This window comes from Corynebacterium sp. DNF00584, from assembly GCF_001552965.1.
In the GTDB taxonomy this organism is placed as follows: domain Bacteria; phylum Actinomycetota; class Actinomycetes; order Mycobacteriales; family Mycobacteriaceae; genus Corynebacterium; species Corynebacterium phoceense.
In genome coordinates this window covers 1-18063 of the sequence record NZ_KQ959726.1, presented here as the reverse complement: position 1 = coordinate 18063, position 18063 = coordinate 1, and the positions used below count along the sequence as shown (strand labels likewise).

General features: G+C 62.2%; 15 protein-coding genes. All 15 read left to right on the top strand.

Features of this window, described 5'->3' with window-relative positions:
* The first annotated feature begins 117 nt into the window (after positions 1–117).
* Positions 118–1164, top strand: a complete 1047-nt coding sequence (gene pheS / locus HMPREF0307_RS00075) for a phenylalanine--tRNA ligase subunit alpha (RefSeq protein ID WP_066484436.1) — start codon at positions 118–120, stop codon at positions 1162–1164.
* A gap of 29 nt (positions 1165–1193) precedes the next feature.
* Positions 1194–3728 carry a phenylalanine--tRNA ligase subunit beta gene (gene pheT / locus HMPREF0307_RS00070; protein WP_066484428.1) on the top strand — a complete coding sequence of 845 codons (2535 nt, stop codon included), beginning with the start codon at positions 1194–1196 and terminating at the stop codon, positions 3726–3728.
* A 259-nt stretch (positions 3729–3987) separates the two neighbouring features.
* A complete protein-coding gene (locus tag HMPREF0307_RS00065; protein ID WP_141629045.1) occupies positions 3988–4467 on the top strand; it encodes a hypothetical protein in 480 nt (159 codons plus the stop codon).
* Between the two features lie 149 nt (positions 4468–4616).
* Positions 4617–5663, top strand: coding sequence for an N-acetyl-gamma-glutamyl-phosphate reductase (argC, locus tag HMPREF0307_RS00060; RefSeq protein WP_066484421.1), 1047 nt, complete (start codon positions 4617–4619; stop codon positions 5661–5663).
* A 58-nt stretch (positions 5664–5721) separates the two neighbouring features.
* Entirely contained in the window at positions 5722–6876 is a 1155-nt protein-coding gene (gene argJ / locus HMPREF0307_RS00055; protein WP_066484418.1) for a bifunctional glutamate N-acetyltransferase/amino-acid acetyltransferase ArgJ, read from the top strand.
* A gap of 13 nt (positions 6877–6889) precedes the next feature.
* Positions 6890–7825 (top strand): acetylglutamate kinase, encoded by a 936-nt coding sequence (gene argB, locus HMPREF0307_RS00050; protein WP_066484410.1) that lies wholly within the window; start codon positions 6890–6892, stop codon positions 7823–7825.
* The gene (locus HMPREF0307_RS00045) at positions 7822–9015 is read left to right on the top strand and encodes an acetylornithine transaminase (RefSeq protein WP_066484408.1); all 1194 of its coding nucleotides are present in this window, start codon (positions 7822–7824) and stop codon (positions 9013–9015) included. The genes argB and HMPREF0307_RS00045 overlap by 4 nt, the downstream gene beginning before the upstream one ends.
* A gap of 3 nt (positions 9016–9018) precedes the next feature.
* Entirely contained in the window at positions 9019–9942 is a 924-nt protein-coding gene (argF, locus tag HMPREF0307_RS00040) for an ornithine carbamoyltransferase (protein WP_066484406.1), read from the top strand.
* A 21-nt stretch (positions 9943–9963) separates the two neighbouring features.
* Positions 9964–10443 (top strand): arginine repressor, encoded by a 480-nt coding sequence (locus tag HMPREF0307_RS00035; protein WP_066484402.1) that lies wholly within the window; start codon positions 9964–9966, stop codon positions 10441–10443.
* A 219-nt stretch (positions 10444–10662) separates the two neighbouring features.
* Positions 10663–11877 carry an argininosuccinate synthase gene (locus HMPREF0307_RS00030; protein WP_066484400.1) on the top strand — a complete coding sequence of 405 codons (1215 nt, stop codon included), beginning with the start codon at positions 10663–10665 and terminating at the stop codon, positions 11875–11877.
* A 6-nt stretch (positions 11878–11883) separates the two neighbouring features.
* A complete protein-coding gene (gene argH / locus HMPREF0307_RS00025; RefSeq protein WP_066484398.1) occupies positions 11884–13323 on the top strand; it encodes an argininosuccinate lyase in 1440 nt (479 codons plus the stop codon).
* A gap of 219 nt (positions 13324–13542) precedes the next feature.
* Positions 13543–15051, top strand: a complete 1509-nt coding sequence (locus HMPREF0307_RS00020) for an amino acid permease (RefSeq protein ID WP_066484395.1) — start codon at positions 13543–13545, stop codon at positions 15049–15051.
* Positions 15052–15112: 61 nt separating this feature from the next.
* A complete protein-coding gene (locus tag HMPREF0307_RS00015; RefSeq protein ID WP_066484716.1) occupies positions 15113–16141 on the top strand; it encodes an ornithine cyclodeaminase in 1029 nt (342 codons plus the stop codon).
* A 112-nt stretch (positions 16142–16253) separates the two neighbouring features.
* Positions 16254–16436 carry a Trm112 family protein gene (locus HMPREF0307_RS00010; protein ID WP_066484388.1) on the top strand — a complete coding sequence of 61 codons (183 nt, stop codon included), beginning with the start codon at positions 16254–16256 and terminating at the stop codon, positions 16434–16436.
* 66 nt (positions 16437–16502) lie between these two features.
* Positions 16503–17762: a tyrosine--tRNA ligase gene (gene tyrS / locus HMPREF0307_RS00005; protein ID WP_066484386.1), complete on the top strand. Its 1260-nt coding sequence runs from the start codon at positions 16503–16505 to the stop codon at positions 17760–17762.
* Positions 17763–18063 lie beyond the last annotated feature (301 nt).

The following is an 18063-nucleotide window of genomic DNA, read 5'->3' as shown; positions in this document are numbered from 1 at the left end:
CGGGACCGTTCTACTATGCCTGTGCACGGGGCGCCTATCCCGGTTGCCTGTCGGACTATTGAACTGCGCTAAGATAGCGGGCGTTAGTTTTCGCGCAAGAAGAAGGTTTTAAGGCACGTGTCCGACACTCCTCAGATCGAATTGACCGAAGCTGCGCTGGGCGCGGCTGCCGAATCCGCCATCGCGGCCTTCGACGCCGCTACGACGCTCGATGAGCTCAACGCCGCTCGCCGCGAGCACCTGGGTGACCAGGGCTATATCCCGCGGGCCCGCATGTCGCTGGGGCAGCTGCCGAAGAACGAGCGCAAGGACGCCGGCAAGGCCGTCAACATGGCCCGCGGCCGCATGGAAAAGCGCTTCGCACAGGTCAAGGAGGTGCTCGAGGCGCAGGCGCGTGAGGCACAGCTCAAGGCCGAGACCGTTGACGTTACGGTACCGACCACTCGCGCACAGACCGGTGCGCTGCACCCGATTACGACGCTGTCCGAGCGCATCGCCGACATCTTCATCGGCATGGGCTGGGAGATCGCGGACGGTCCCGAGGTCGAGGCCGAGTACTTCAACTTCGACGCGCTGAACTTCAAGCCGGACCACCCGGCCCGTACCCTGCAGGACACTTTCCACGTCTCGACGGCAGGATCCAAGCAGGTTTTGCGCACGCACACCTCGCCGGTGCAGGTGCGTACGATGCTCTCGCGCGACGTTCCGCTGTACATCGCCTGCCCGGGCCGCGTGTTCCGCACGGATGAGCTCGACGCGACGCACACTCCGGTCTTCCACCAGGTTGAGGGTCTTGCCGTGGACAAGGGTCTGACCATGGCGCACTTGCGCGGCACGCTCGACCACCTGGCCAAGGTCCTCTTTGGTCCGGAGACGAAGACGCGCATGCGCACCAACTACTTCCCGTTCACCGAGCCCTCGGCCGAGGTCGACGTCTGGTTCCCGAACAAGAAGGGCGGCGCCGGCTGGATCGAGTGGGGTGGCTGCGGCATGGTCAACCCCAACGTGCTCCGCGCCGTGGGTGTGGATCCGGAGGAGTACACCGGCTTCGCGTTCGGCATGGGCCTGGAGCGCACCCTCCAGTTCCGTAACGGCCTTACTGACATGCGCGACATGGTCGAAGGCGACGTTCGTTTCACCCTGCCGTTCGGCGTGCAGGCATAACCAAGAACCCAGAAAGGAAGAAAAGAACAATGCTTATTTCCCAGAGCTGGGTCACCCGCCTGCTGGATGCAAAGAACCCGGGCTGGTCCGTTACCGCCGAGGCCCTCGACGCTGGCTACGTCCGCGTCGGCTTCGAGACCGAGGGCTACGAGCACCTGCCCGAAATCAAGGGCCCGCTCGTCATCGGCCGCGTCGAGTCCTTCGAGGAGCTCGAGGGCTTCAAGAAGCCCATCCGCTACTGCCAGGTCAACGTGGGCGACGCCAACGGCACGGGTGAGTTGCAGGGCATTATCTGTGGCGCCCGCAACTTCCGTCTCGGCGACTACGTCGTCGTCTCGCTTCCGGGCGCGGAGCTGCCCGGCGGCTTCAAGATCGCTGCGCGCAAGACCTACGACCACATCTCCAATGGCATGATGTGCTCGGCCGCGGAGCTCGGCATGTCCGAGAACTCCGCGGGCATTATCACCTTGGGCGAGGAGGTCGCTGACCTCGTGGGCCAGGACGCCCGTCCGGTTATCGGACTCGACGACACCGTCTTCGACGTCAACATCACGCCGGACCGTGGTTACGCGCTTTCGTTGCGTGGCCTCGGCAGCGAGGTTGCCTCTGCCTTCGGCCTCGAGTACGCCTGCCCGGCCGAAGATCCCTCCGTCGTGGGCATCGATGTCTCCGGCGTTCCGGCACCGAGCGGTGAGCTCATCGATGTCGACCTCAAACCGGAGACCAAGGCCGTGCGCTTTGGCCTGCGTAAGGTCACCGGCATCGACCCGAACGCCCGCACGCCGTTCTGGATGGAGCGCGAGCTCATGCTGTGCGGTCAGCGCCCAGTCAACCCGGCGACGGACGTGACCAACTACGTCATGCTCCTGCTCGGCCAGCCCATGCACGCTTTCGACGCGAACGCCATCGAGGGTAACCTCGTCGTGCGTAACGCGCAGGCGGGCGAGAAGTTCGAGACCCTCGACCATGTGAAGCGCGAGCTTGACGCAGAAGACGTCGTCATCTGCGATGACAATGGCATCCAGTCCCTCGCGGGCGTCATGGGCGGTACCAAGTCCGAGATCGCGGACGACACCACGGACGTCTATTTCGAGGCCGCGAACTGGGATCCGATCACCGTGGCGCGCACCTCGCGCCGCCACAAGCTGTCCTCTGAGGCGTCGCGCCGCTTTGAGCGCGGCGTGGACCCGGCCATCGTCGAGGCTGCCCTCGATATCGCCTGCGCGCTGCTGGTGCAGATCGCCGGCGGCACCATCGAGTCCGGCCGTACGCTCGTGGGCGAGGTTCCTGCGCGCGAGCAGATCACGCTGCGCGCCGCGAAGCCGGCCGAGTACGCGGGCGTTGACTACTCGCGTGAGACCGTCATGAGCCGTCTCTACGAGGTGGGGTGCGAGATCGAGCAGTCTGGTGAGAACCTCCTGGTCACCCCGCCGACGTGGCGCTCTGACATCACGATGGACGTCGACCTCATCGAGGAAATCCTGCGCCTCGGGGGTCTGGAGGATATCCCGACCATCCTGCCGACCCCGGTGGGCGGCCGCGGTCTCACCCCGGCTCAGAAGCGTCGCCGCGCCATAGGCCACGGCCTGGCCTACGCGGGCTACGCCGAGGTCATCCCGGCGCCGTTCGTCCGCAACGACACCTTCGACGTGTGGGGCCTGGACGCTGATGACGAGCGCCGCAAGACCGTCGAGGTCCAGAACCCGCTCGAGGCCGACAAGGCGATCCTGTCCACGACGCTGCTGCCGAACCTCCTCGAGGCCATCGCTCGCAACGTCGCTCGCGGCCGCACGGATCTGGCCCTTTACGGCCTGCAGCAGGTCTCCTTCAAGCGTGCGGATGCTTCGCCGATGCCGTCGGTCGAGTCCCGTCCGTCCGAGTCCACGGTCGAGGAGCTGCTGGGCACCCTTCCGTACCAGCCGCTACACGTCGCGACGGTCGCTTCCGGCAACATTGAACACGAGGGCCCCTGGGGCCAAGGCCGCGCGTACACCTACGCCGATTCCATCGAGTCCGCACGCCTCGTCGCGCGCGCCGCTGGCCTGGACCTGGCCGTTGAGTCGGCCTCCGAGCTGCCGTGGCACCCGGGCCGTTGCGCCGCCCTCAAGGTCGCGAACGCGGACGGCACGGTTGCTGCCGATGCCCCCATCGTCGGCTACGCCGGCGAGCTCCACCCACAGGTCGTTGAGGCCTTGGGCCTTCCGGCCCGTACCTGCGCCATGGAGCTCGACGTCACGGCGCTGCCGCTCGAGGAGCGCTTCCCGGCGCCGGTGCTCTCCGCTTTCCCGGCGCTGCACCAGGACATCGCCCTTGTCGTCGACGAAGCGACACCGGCCGAGGACGTGCGTCGCGTGATTGAAGAGGGCGCGGGCGACTTGCTCGAAAACGCTGCGCTCTTCGACGTCTTCCGCGGAGCGCAGCTGGGCGAGGGTAAGAAGTCTCTGGCCTTCACGCTGCTTTTCCGCGCGGGCGACCGCACGCTCACCGATGAAGAGGCCAACGAGCACCGCCTCGCCGCGGCCGAGCTGGCCAAGGAGCGTCTCGGCGCTGAGATGCGCGCGTAGTTACGTTTGCGTCTGAGGAACGGCACGACCATGTCGATGGTCGTGCCGTTTGCCTGTCGTGGGCGGGGCCGAGCGTACGCGCCTGTGGTCGACCATGGCACCGGAGCGCGGGCGGAGTGCGTTGCGCTGTCTGTGCTGACGGAATGTTGTGTGCCACGGAGCGGTGTCCAGTGAGGTGTTCGACGAAGTAATGTTGCACACAGGGTGATGCGGATCATATTTTGGGAGTGGAATTGTTTCCCAAACTCAAGGACCTATCATGACCCATCGCTTCTTTTCCTCTTTGGCCCGCAGGGCAGCCGCCGTCCTCGGCGGTACCGTGCTGGCCAGTGCGCTGTTGGGAGCCCCGGCTGCTCAGGCGCAGAATCTGCGCGGCCTGTCGAACGCGGACGGCACCATTCAGTGTGAATACGGCGACGTGGGTGGCACGTACATCCGCTGCCACAGCCCGGGCGCACGCGCCACGCGCACTGAGTGCAATCCACCCAACTATCTCGTTCCGCGCGTTCAGTATTCCAACGGTGAGTCGTGGGCGGACTGCTTCAATCAGGGGCTGTCGGTGACGAACTTTAAGAAGCTGCGCCCGGGCGAGGTATTCCAGTTCAAGGAGCTTGCGGTCATCGCTGACCTGCAGGGTGGCCTGCACCTGGTGAGCCCTAGTGGTTACGCCGGTTACGTGGGCAAGACGGCTATTGATGATGCCTCCGGCATGGGCAAGGTGTCTTCCCGCGCTGTCTAAGGAAGCGCATCGGGCCGACACCGCGCCGCTTCGAGTGACGCCGCGTGCGACTCGGGGCGGTGCGTCGTGCGGCGTGGGGGATTCGGTCGGGGGAAAGAAATAGCTCCTGCATAATTTACAGTCGATTGCATATTTGCTAGGATGTCTCCATGGCTATCACAGTTGCAGTTGCAGGCGCCTCCGGTTACGCCGGTGGCGAAGTCTTGCGCCTTCTTTTGAATCACCCGGCGTACCTGTCGGGTGAGCTCGAGATTGGCGCCCTGACCGGACACTCCACCGCGGGGGAGTCCGTGGGCGCGCTTATGCCGCACCTTCCGCAGCTGCGCGAGCGACGTATCGTCGATACGACTGTCGAGAACCTCGCCGGCCACGACGTTGTCTTCTTGGGTCTGCCGCACGGCCACTCCGCGGAGATCGCCAAGACGCTGGGGGAGGAGGTTCTCGTCATCGACTGTGCCGCGGACTTCCGTTTGAAGGATAAGGCGGCCTGGGACGCCTACTACGACGGCGAGTACGCGGGCAGCTGGCCCTACGGCATCCCGGAGATGCCGGGGCACAGGGAAGCCATCGCGCAATCCAAGCGCGTGGCCGTGGCCGGATGTTTCCCCACGACCACAACGCTGGGTGCGTTGCCGGCCGTCGCCAAGGGGCTCATCGAGCCGGACATCTCGGTAATCGCCGTGACCGGCGTGTCCGGCGCGGGCAAGAAGGCCTCCGTGGCGCAACTGGGCGCAGAGACGATGGGCAACGTGCGCGCGTACAAACCGGGCGGCTCGCACCGCCACACGCCGGAGATGGTGCAGAACCTCTCCGAGTACTCGCAGCAGGGTCCAGTCGCCGTGAGCTTTACGCCTGTGCTGGCGCCCATGTCGCGCGGCATCCTTGCGACGATCACGGCCAAGCTTGCCCCAGGCGTGGACGCTGCGGCGGTGCGCGCAGCATACGAAGAGTTCTACGCAGACGAACCGTTCTGCCTCGTGCTGCCGGAAGGCCAGCAGCCGGAGACCCAAAACGTGGTGGGGTCCAACATGGTCCACATCCAGGCGCACGTCGATGACATCACGGGTCGCCTCATCGTCACGGCAGCGCTCGACAACTTGTGCAAGGGTACCGCCGGTGGCGCGGTGCAGTGCATGAACCTGGCGCTCGGCCTGCCGGAGACCGCAGGGCTGCCGCAGGCGGCGGTGGCCCCCTAAAGGGGCGGATTGACGATATTGAGCCAACTAGATGCAGGGTGAAGAGGAAAATAGAAACATGACTATCGGTGTACTCGCAGCGCAGGGTTTCGCGGCCGGCGCGACGACGGCAGGAATCAAGCCGTCCGGAAAATCAGACATGGCGCTCGTGGTCAATGAGGGCCCGGAATTCAACGCCGCCGGCGTCTTTACGCGCAACCGCGTCAAGGCCGCACCCGTGAAGTGGTCGCAGAAGATTATTGCTGATGGATCGCTCCACGCGCTCGTCATCAACGCAGGCAACGCGAATGCGTGCAACGGCGCTCAAGGTGACGAGGACGCGCAGGCGATGGCCGAGGCCACGGCGCAGGCGCTAGGCGTTGATGGCACGGACGTCGCGGTGTGCTCGACGGGCCTCATCGGCGAGCCCATGCCTATGGACAAGGTGCTCGCGGGTATCGAGTCCGTAACAAAGCTCGGCGCGGCGGGCAACGACGCCGCGATGGCAATTATGACGACGGATACGGTCTCTAAGGAAGTCGGTGTCGAAGGCAACGGGTGGACCCTCGGCGGCATGGGCAAGGGCGTGGGCATGATGGCGCCAAACCTCGCCACCATGCTCGTGTGTCTCACCACGGACGCGAAGGTGACGCCGAAGGCTCTGCGTGCGGCGCTGGAGGCGGCATCGGCAGTAACGTTCAATACCTTGGACGTGGACGGCTCGACGTCGACGAACGACACCGTCATCATCATGGCCAACGGTGCGTCCGGCGTGGAACCTACCCAGGAGGAGCTCAACGCGGCGGTACTCGAGGCCTGTGCCGGCCTAGCCGACATGATGCAGGCCGATGCCGAGGGCGTGACCAAGCGCGTGAAGATCACCGTCGAGGGCGCCGATTCGGACGCCGAGGCGCTCAACGCCGCGCGCACCATTGGCCGCGACAACCTGTTTAAGTGCGCGATGTTTGGCTCAGATCCGAACTGGGGCCGCGTACTCGCAGCCGTGGGCATGGCGGATGCCGCCATGGAACCGGAGAAGATTTCCGTCTTCTTCAATGACCAGCCGGTGTGCGTGAACTCCACTAGCGCGCCTGGTGCCCGCGATGTGGACCTCTCCGGCGAGGATATCGACGTGCGCGTCGACCTCGGCACCGGCGGACCGGGCTCCGCCTTCGTGCGCACGACTGACCTCTCCCACGCCTACGTCGAGATCAACTCGGCGTACAGCTCCTAAGGCGGCCGATACCATGATGAAAGGTCTTACCGATCAGGATCGTGCGACAGTCCTCTCTGAGGCACTGCCGTGGCTTCAACACTTCCGCGACAAGATCGTCGTCGTGAAGTACGGCGGCAACGCGATGGTGGACGACTCGTTGCGGGAAGCATTCGCCAAAGACATGGTTTTCCTGCGCACCGTGGGCGTCAAGCCCGTGGTCGTTCACGGCGGCGGGCCTCAGATTTCCCAGATGCTGGCACGCACGGGCCTGGAAGGCGAGTTCAAAGGTGGCTTTCGCGTCACCACTCCCGAGGTTCTTGAGGTCGTACGGATGGTGCTCTTTGGAAAGGTGGGCCGCGAACTCGTGGGGCTCATCAATTCCTACGGCCCCTATGCGGTGGGCACCTCCGGCGAGGATGCCGGGCTCTTTACCGCCGAAAAACGACTGGTAGAAGTCGACGGGACTCCCACGGATATCGGCCAAGTCGGCGATATCGTTGACGTTAATCCAGCAGCCTTGATGGATATCATCGATGCGGGCCGGATTCCGGTGGTCTCGACGATTGCGCCGGGCACCGACGGCGAGGTTTACAACATCAACGCTGACACCGCAGCGGGTGCGCTGGCCCAAGCAATCGGCGCGGAGCGCCTGCTCATCCTCACCAATGTTGAGGGCCTCTATACCGACTGGCCAGACCGCGATTCCTTGGTGTCCAAGATTGAAGCGGCGCAACTCGCGTCCCTGCTGCCGCGGCTCGATTCGGGCATGATCCCCAAGATGGAGTCGTGCCTGCGGGCCGTCGAAGGTGGCGTCGCCGCTGCCCACGTCATCGACGGCCGTTCGGCCCACGCCGTGCTCCTTGAGCTGCTTACCCCCGGCGGCATCGGCACGATGGTGTTGCCCGATGGCTACAACCGCAACGAATACCCCGACGGAACCATCTTCAGGAAGGACGATCGCGCATGAGCGACAACAACAAGCGCCTCGTAGCCCGGTGGGGCGACAACCTCATGGACAACTACGGCACGCCGCCCATTGGCATTGTCTCCGGCTACGGCTCCATCCTCGTAGGCGAAGACGGCAAGGAATACATCGACTTACTCGCCGGCATTGCCGTCAATGCGCTGGGACAGGCACACCCCAAGGTCGTTGAGGCCGTCACGGAACAGATCTCTACGTTGGGTCACGTGTCTAACCTCTTCGCGTCGCAGCCGGCTATCGACGTGGCGGAAAAACTGCGGGCTCGTGTCGGAGATACTTCTGCCCGCGTTATCTTTGCCAACTCCGGCGCCGAAGCCAATGAGGCGGCCTTCAAACTCGCGCGTCTGACTGGCCGCCGGCGCATACTGGCCGCTGAACACGGTTTCCATGGCCGCACGATGGGCTCGCTCGCGATGACGGGGCAGCCCAGCAAGCGGAAGGCCTTTGAACCGATGCCCGGTGGAGTGGAGTTTTATCCCTACGGGGATATCGACTACTTGCGAAAGCTCGTAGAGATGAACCCCTCGGACACCGCAGCTATCATCCTGGAACCGATTCAGGGCGAAACCGGGGTCATCCCGGCGCCGGAGGGCTTTCTCCAGGGGGTGCGCGCTCTCTGTGATGAAAATGGGATGCTCATGATCGTCGACGAGGTGCAGACCGGAGTCGGCCGTACGGGCGAATTTTTTGCGCACACGGCGGCCGGGGTTAAGCCCGATGTCATCACTATGGCGAAAGGGCTCGGCGCCGGGTTACCTGTTGGCGCGTGTATAGCACGGGGAGCGGCAGCGAAACTATTCACGCCGGGATCGCACGGTACGACATTCGGCGGAAACCCGGTAGTCTGCGCAGCGGCCAACGTTGTACTGGACTTATTGGACGAGGACTTCTTGGCAGAGGTAGCGCGCAAGGGCGAGCTATTTGTGCGTGAGCTGAGCATAATACCGTATATTATGCAGATCCGCGGACGAGGGCTTATGCTGGGAGCCGTATTAAATGCACCCGTGGCCAAGCAGATTGTCGCGAAGGGGCTTGAGCACGGACTCATCCTCAACGCGCCGGCAGCTGACGTTATTCGTTTGACGCCGCCGCTCATCATCACCGACGAGGAAATTACTCGGGCAGCCGCGGGACTGGCAGCCGTTGTCGAGGAGATTGAAAAGGAGGAAGCCTAGACCATGCGCCATTTTCTCGTAGACGATGATCTGTCGCCGGCGGAGCAAGCAGAGGTGCTCGACCTTGCTGCACAGATGAAGGTGGACCGCTTTGCGCACCGCCCTCTCGAAGGCCCGCAGTCGGTTGCCGTGCTCTTCGATAAGACATCGACGCGCACTCGCTTCTCCTTTGAAGCAGGTATCGCGGAGCTGGGCGGCCACGCTGTTGTGACCAACACTGGATCGACGCAAATGGGCAAAGGAGAGACGCTGCAAGACACGGCGGCGGTGCTCTCCCGTTATGTTTCGGCCATTGTGTGGCGCACCTATGACCACGCCAATTTTGCGGCTATGGCGGAGACTACGCGCGTGCCGCTCATCAACGCGCTGTCTGAGGATTTCCATCCGTGCCAGATCCTCGCCGACTTGCAGACGATCCGTGAGAGCTTTGGAGCCACCCAAGGGTTAAAGGCGGTCTACCTCGGCGATGGCGGCAACAACATGGCCAACTCGTACATGATTGGTTTCGCCACCGCCGGTATGGACATCGCTATTGTCGCGCCACCGGAGTTCCAACCCCGCGCAGAGTACGTGCAGCGCGCCGAAGCGCGAGCGGAGCTTACGGGGGCGACCGTGACGGTTACGGAGTCGCTTGACGCCGTTGCAGGTGCCAATGTTGTGATCACTGATACCTGGGTGTCGATGGGACACGAAAATGACGGGATCGACCGCCGGACGCCGTTCCTGCCGTACCAGGTCAACGGCGCTGTCATGGACCGTGCGGCGGAAAACGCCATCTTCCTGCATTGCCTTCCGGCGTACCGCGGCAATGAGGTGGCGGCCAGTGTCATCGACGGCCCGCAGTCGCGGGTATTCGACGAAGCAGAAAATCGCCTGCACGCGCAAAAAGCCGTGCTTGCGTGGCTGCTTCGCCACCAAAACGATTAACAAACGAGGAGATCAACCCCCATGCCCACCAACCCGGCCAATCGCAACGCGCGCCAAGCAAAGATTTTGGAAATCCTTGATCGCTCGCGCGTGACGAGCCAGGTGCAGTTGTCTGAAATGCTGCTCGAAGAAGGCATCGACATCACGCAGGCCACGCTGTCGCGTGACTTAGATGAGCTGGGGGCCAAGAAGGTCAAGCGGGACGGTGGTCGCTCGTTTTACATGGTGGGTGGTGAGCTCGAGCAGTTCGATGACCAGGTCAATGGACCGCGGGAGAAATTGCGTCGCATGCTCGATGAGCTCGTCACCACCACGGATCACTCAGGCAATATCGGCATGCTGCGCACACCCGCGGGCGCGGCGCAATACCTGGCGTCCTATATCGACCGTGCTGGGATTCCAGATGTTGTGGGCTGTATTGCTGGCGATGACACGATCTTCATCCTGGCTCGAGATCCGATCACTGGTGAGGAATTGGTGCGCAATTTGGTGCGTAATTAGTTGATGTTTTAGCCCTGCTCCCGCGCTGCGTCGCTGTCCGGCTCCCGCGGGTGGCAGGGCATGAGTGCCTCCACCGTCATAGACCATTTTCCGCGGTCAGGCGGTTGCACAGTGCGCGCGCAGTCATCATCGAAAGGGAGTGTTTTACATCCCGCATACGTTTCGTATATTATCGAGTCTATTGTATTATTTCCACAATCTCGCAAGGAGATAGAAACCATGACTGCACGCGTTGTGCTCGCGTACTCCGGTGGCCTGGATACCTCGGTCGCCATTCCGTACCTCGCTAAGATGACCGGCGGCGAGGTCATTGCCGTCTCGCTCGACCTAGGCCAGGGTGGCGAGGATATGGAGTCCGTGCGTCAGCGCGCACTGGACTGTGGCGCCGTGGAGTCCATCGTCGTGGACGCCAAGGACGAGTTCGCAGACAACTACTGCCTGCCGGCCATCCAGGCCAATGCCATGTACATGAAGCAGTACCCGCTGGTCTCTGCTATTTCCCGCCCGCTCATCGTCAAGCACCTCGTTGAAGCTGCCCAGGAGCACGGCGGCACGCATGTCTCCCACGGCTGCACCGGTAAGGGCAATGACCAGGTCCGCTTCGAGGTCTCCTTCCGCGCCCTCGACCCGTCCCTGGAGATCATTGCACCGGCGCGTGACTACGCCTGGACTCGTGATAAGGCGATTGCCTTCGCTGAGGAAATCAAGCTGCCCATCGAGCAGTCTGCGTCCTCGCCGTTCTCTATCGACCAGAACGTCTGGGGCCGTGCCGTCGAGACCGGCTTCCTCGAGGACCTGTGGAACCCGCCCACGAAGGATCTCTACGCCTACACCGAGGATCCTGCCCTGGGCAACGCCCCGGACGAGGTCGTCATTTCCTTCGAGGAAGGCAAGCCTGTCGCCATCGACGGCAAGAAGATGACCGTCCTGCAGATTATCGAGGAACTCAACCGCCGCGCCGGCGCTCAGGGCATCGGCCGCCTCGACATGGTCGAGGACCGCCTCGTGGGCATTAAGTCCCGCGAGATTTACGAGGCACCGGGCGCCATCGTCCTCATCAAGGCCCACGAGGCCCTCGAAGACGTCACCGTGGAGCGCGAGCTCGGCCGCTACAAGCGCCTCGTCGACTCCCGCTGGTCCGAGGAGGTCTACGACGGTCTGTGGTTCAGCCCGCTCAAGCGCTCCCTCGACGCCTTCATTGGCGAGACCCAGAAGACCGTCTCGGGCGATATCCGCATGGTTCTGCACGCGGGTACCGCCACCGTCAACGGCCGCCGCTCCTCCCAGTCGCTGTACTCCTACGATCTGGCCACCTACGACACGGGCGACACCTTCGACCAGACCGCAGCCAAGGGCTTTGTCCAGCTTCACGGCCTGTCCACCCAGATCTCCAACCAGCGTGACCGCGAGGGCGGTTTCCCCACCGGAAAGTAGGTTCACATGGAGCAGCACAAGACGAACGAAGGCGCGCTGTGGGGCGGCCGCTTCTCCGGCGGCCCGTCTGAGGCCATGTTTGCCCTGTCCGTGTCCACGCATTTCGACTGGGTGCTCGCTCCCTATGACGTGCTGGCCTCCAAGGCCCACGCCAAGGTCCTGCACAACGCCGGTCTGCTCACGGACGAGGATTTTGCCACCATGCTCAACGGGCTCACGCAGCTCGGCGAGAAGGTCGCTTCGGGCGAGTTCCGCCCGCTGCCCACAGACGAGGACGTCCACGGCGCCATGGAGCGCGGCCTCATCGATATCGTTGGCCCCGAGGTCGGCGGCCGCCTGCGCGCGGGCCGTTCCCGCAACGACCAGGTCGCCACCCTCTTCCGCATGTGGGTCCGCGACGCCGTGCGCGACATCGCCATCCAGGTCACTGAGCTTGTCGATGCCCTCTCGGCCCAGGCCGCAGCCCACCCCGATGCCATCATGCCGGGCAAGACCCACTCCCAGGCCGCCCAGCCCGTCCTGCTTGCACACCAGCTGCTCGCGCACGCGCAGCCGCTGCTGCGTGACTGCGAGCGTATCCAGGATCTTGACAAACGCCTGGCCATCTCGCCCTATGGCTCGGGTGCCCTGGCGGGTTCCTCGCTGCACCTGGACCCGGAAGCCATTGCGGAGGAGCTCGGCTTCGACTCCGCTGCGGAGAACTCCCTTGACGGTACGTCCTCGCGTGACTTCGCGTCCGAGACGGCCTTCGTCCTGGCTCAGATTGCGATCGACATGTCGCGTCTGGCGGAGGAGATCGTCTACTGGTGCACGCCGGAGTACGGCTATGTGACTCTCGACGACGCATGGTCGACGGGCTCGTCAATTATGCCGCAGAAGAAGAACCCGGACGTCGCCGAGCTCACGCGCGGCAAGACCGGCCGCCTCATCGGAAACCTCACCGGCCTTCTGGCAACCCTGAAGGCGCAGCCACTCGCGTATAACCGCGATTTGCAGGAGGACAAGGAGCCCATCGTGGACTCCGTGGCGAACCTCAACCTGCTGCTGCCCGCGTTGACCGGCCTAGTCTCTACGTTGACCTTCCACGAGGACCGCATGCGCGAACTGGCCCCTCGTGGTTACACCTTGGCCACTGACTTGGCCGAGTGGATGGTGCGCCAAGGGGTGCCGTTCCGTGAGGCACATGAGGCATCGGGAGCATGCGTGCGCATCGCCGAGTCCCGTGGCGTTGACCTTATCGAGCTGACCGATGAGGAGCTCGCCAGTGTCGACGCGCGACTGACACCGGCTGTACGCGAGGTACTTACTATCGACGGTGCGGTTGCGTCGCGCTCAACGAAGGGCGGCACCGCCGGTGTCCGCGTCGCCGAGCAGCGAGCCAATGTCGATGAACTTGCCGCCGACTTTCGGTCGTGGGCCGCCACCCCGGTGATACCCCACAAGTAAACGGCATATCCCCCGGACGTGGGGGTTAACGATAGTCCTATTGAAAATGGCCCAGCACGTAGTGTGCTGGGCTTTTTTGTGTCTCGCTACTCTGTGTCAAGTGAGACACGACTTAAAATAAGTGAAACCAGTCACTGAAAAGCGTGCTTTTCGTTACTCTTCTATGTCGGCGAAGGTTTTCGCGAAGAAATTTACTAACTGTCTGTGAAGGTACACCGCATGTCTATAACTTCTCGTCCGGCGCCCTCAGAAGAGGGACGCGCGGTCTTTGACGCTGAGGATCATGGTCTTCAGCAGGGAATGGGCAAGCGCCAGCTGCAGATGATTGCCATCGGCTCCGCCATCGGCACAGGTCTTTTGCTTGGCTCAGGTAGCCGTCTGCAAACTGCTGGCCCCTCGCTCGCCATCCTTTATCTCATTTGTGGCTTCTTTGGCTACATCATTCTCCGGGCCCTCGGCGAACTTATTGTCTACCGCCCGAGCTCTGGTTCCTTCGTTTCTTACGCTCGTGAGTTCTATGGAGAAAAGGCCGCCTTCGTCACGGGGTGGCTCTATTGGGGCAACTGGGCTATGACCCTCGTTGCCGACGCAACGGCGGTCGCGATTTACATCAAGTGGTTTGGCCAGTACACCACGTGGCTTGATGGAATTCCCCAGTGGACACTCGCCCTCGTCGTGGTCGGTTTCATCTTCTTCTTCAACATGCTCTCCGTCGCTATCTTCGGCAAGCTCGAGTATTGGTTCTCGATGATCAAGGTCGTTGCACTGGTGATCTTCATGCTCATTGCCATCGGCGTCCTCATTCTCGGCCACCCAGAGGGGACTCCCACCGGCTTTAGCCTCATTACGGACAACGGCGGATGGATGCCGAACGGCCTGCTGCCCGCAGTGATCGTAATTCAGGGCGTCGTGTTCGCCTACGCCGGCATCGAGCTCGTTGGCACCACCTCGGGTGAGACTGAGGACGTGCAAAAGCACATCCCGTCGGCCGTGAACTCGGTTCTCTTCCGCATCGTGGTGTTCTACTTCGGTTCTATCCTGTTGCTCACGCTCGTTCTTCCCTACACGGCATACGCCTCGGATACCTCACCGTTCGTCGTATTCTTCGAGTCACTCGGCATCCCGTACGCTGCCGCTATCTTCCAGTTGGTCGTGATTACCGCCGCCATCTCGTCGCTCAACGCCGGGCTGTATTCGACTGGGCGCATCATGTACAACATGTCGCAGGCTGGCTCCGGCCCTGCCTTTGGCAAGCGCATGTCAGACTCCGGCGTGCCCTACGGCGGCATCGTCATGGCTGTGCTCGTCGCACTAGCTGGAGTTTTCCTCAACTACGTGGTGCCCGAAATGGCCTTCGAAATCGTCTTGAACCTCGCAGCTCTTGGCACCCTCGCGTCGTGGGTCGCCATCGTTTTGGCACACCAGCGCTTTGTTCGTCTAGCCGCGCGCGGGAAGTTTACCCGCCCGGATTATCGCTCGCCCTTTGGCGTCGTTGGGGATTGGGTGACGGTGATCTTCGTAGGCATCGTCCTCGTGCTCATGGCCTTCGACTATCCCATCGGCTCCTATACGCTGCTCGCGACCATCGGCCTCATTCCCGTCTTCGTTGGCCTGTGGTTCTTGTGGCGTGACCGCATCAACGCCATCGCGGAGGAGCGCAAGCGCACGCATCTGCCAAGCTTCCGCTTTACGGCGGATCCGCACCAAGATCTGCACCCGAAGCGGTAACATCTTGCTTCGGCCACGCTGAACACATTTTGACTTTGAGAAAGGACTCATTTCCCCAATGATGATTAAGTTTGTCGACGTGACCAATATGGCCCGCTGGATCCAGCGTGATGGAGTTGAAAACATCATCACCGGCATGGTCGACTACCTCGAGCGCGACTACAAGCGCTGGGCTCGTTTCGACAAGATCCCGCGAGTAGCTTCGCATACGCCCTTTGGCGTAATCGAGCTCATGCCGACGTCCGACGGCGAGGAATACTCGTTCAAATATGTCAACGGCCATCCCTCCAACCCCGCACGCGGTTTCCAGACCGTGACTGCTTTTGGAGTTCTTGCGGACGTAGATAACGGTTATCCGACCTTCGAAGCGGAGATGACCCTTCTCACTGCCTTGCGCACTGCTGCAACGTCCGCGATGGTGGCAAAACACCTCGCCCGCCCGGATTCCAAGCGCATGGCCATGATCGGCGCTGGCTCTCAATCCGAGTTCCAGGCCTTGGGCTTCCGCGGTGTCCTCGGCATTGAGGATCTCACCATCTATGACATTGACCCAGCGGCGGTAGAGAAATTCAAGCGCAACCTCGAGCCGCTTGGCTTCAACATCACGGTGTGCTCGAGTGTTGATGAAGCAGTGGTAGGTGCCGACATCATCACCACATGCACGGCCGACAAAGCGCAAAACCAGATCTTGGCCGAGCGTCACGTCGCCCCCGGCGTGCACCTCAACGCGGTGGGCGGTGACTGCCCAGGAAAGACGGAGCTCGAGGAAAAGATCCTTGATATGTCGAAGGTGTTCGTCGAGTTCCCCGAGCAGACCCGTATCGAGGGCGAAATCCAGCAAAAGCCAGCAGACTTCCCAGTCGTCGAGTTCTGGAAGGTGCTTACCGGCGAAGAGACAGGTCGCGATAATCCTGAGCAGATTACGTTGTTCGATGACGTCGGATTTGCCATCAATGATTTCTCTGCGCTGCGCTATGTGCGCGATGCAGTTGCGGGGACGGATCTAGAATCTGAGATCGACATCATCGCTAATCCCGACGACCCAAAGGATCTCTTCTCACTCGTTGCCCACGTCCCAGCTCCGCTCTGATCTGGTCTGACCCGGGTCGTACCGGATGACTGGTGCGACCGCTCGAGGGGGTGAGTACGCCGCGCGTGCCTGACGCAGTCTGCGCGCGGCGTCCCGTGTACCCTATGAAGTTATGAGTCTCGATCCGAAGTTGCTAGAGGTCCTTGTTTGCCCGCAGGACAAGGGCCCTTTGACGTATCTGGAGGACAAGCAGGTGCTTGTCAATGAGCGCAAGGGGATTGCCTATCCCATCGAAGATGGCATCCCTGTCATGCTCGTCGATTCCGCCATGGCCTGGCCACCGGACGCCGCCTAGGCGCGAAATTTTCCACACGTCACAGCCGCGCACAGCGGCTACTTCGAAGAGAAAGATCACACTTCCATGAACATCATTGATGAGCTGCAGTGGCGCGGCCTCATTAATCAGTCCACCGACCTTGATACGCTCCGTGAAGCGTGCGAGAACCCCATCACGCTTTACTGTGGGTTCGACCCGACGGGCGATTCCTTGCACGCCGGCCACCTTGTCCCAATGATCATGTTGCGGCGTTTCCAAAAAGCTGGACACCACCCGCTGGCGCTGGCTGGTGGCGCAACCGGCTTCATTGGTGATCCCCGCGACGTGGGGGAGCGCTCCATGCTCTCCGAAGAAACCATTCAGCACAATCTCGAGGCCATTAAGAAGCAGCTGCGCCGCTTCGTCGACTTCGACGGTGAGAACCCCGCCGAGATGGTCAACAACGCTGATTGGACTGCGAACATGTCCGTCATCACCTTCCTGCGCGACGTGGGTAAGAACTTCTCGCTCAACACCATGCTCGACCGTGACACGGTCAAGCGCCGCCTGGAGTCCGACGGCATTTCCTACACGGAGTTTTCCTACATGCTGCTCCAGGCCAACGACTTCCTCACGCTGCACCGCGAGAAGGGTTGCGACCTGCAGATCGGCGGCGGCGACCAGTGGGGAAATATCGTCTCCGGTGTCGACCTTATCCGTCGCGTGGACGGCGACAAGGCCCACGCCCTGACCGTTCCTCTTGTCACCGACGCGCAAGGCCAGAAGTTCGGCAAGTCCACCGGTGGCGGCAAGTTGTGGCTCGATGCGGAGAAGACCTCCCCGTACGCCTGGTACCAGTACTTCCTCAACGCCGGTGATTCCGTGGTCATCGACTACCTGCGTTGGTTCACCTTCCTCACCCAGGAAGAAATCGCCGAGTACGAGGAGAAGGTCGCCAACGAGCCCTTCCGCCGCGAAGCCCAGCGCCGCCTGGCACAGGAGATGACGAACCTCGTTCACGGCGAGGATGCCACCAAGGCTGTAGAGCTCGCCGCCCAGGCTCTCTTCGGCAAGGCCGAACTCACCGAGTTGGACGAGGCCACCCTTGCCGGTGCTCTCCAAGAGACCACCGTCGCCGAGATCGCCGCTGGTGAACAGCGCACCATCGTCGATCTGCTCGTCGCCTCCGGTCTCGCCGACTCTAAGGGTGCGGCTCGCCGCACCATTAAGGAAGGCGGTGCCTACGTGAACAATGCACGCATTGAGTCCGAGGACTGGGAGCCGGCCGACGAGGATCTGCTCCACGGTTCCTGGCTCGTGCTGCGCCGCGGTAAGAAGAACTTCGCTGGTGCGAAGCTTGCCTAGCTAGCACAGCTGCAAGGTCGTTGGCTGTGGTTTCCACAGATTCACCGCCCTAAGTTCGTCCCCCTCGCCCTCGTGACGTGGGGGACTTCGTCTTTAACCTGCAGATTTGTGGGAAACAACGGAGCTGTGTAGATTATTCCAAGTCGCCGCGGAAACGAGGTGACAACGACATGAACTGCAGGTTGACAAGCCTTAAAGACTTGCACTACAGTGAGTGTTCGACTGCTTCGAGAAGGGGTATCCCGATAGGATGAAACTTTTTGAGTGCGGATGATGTTTGAGAACTCAATAGTGTGCCAAT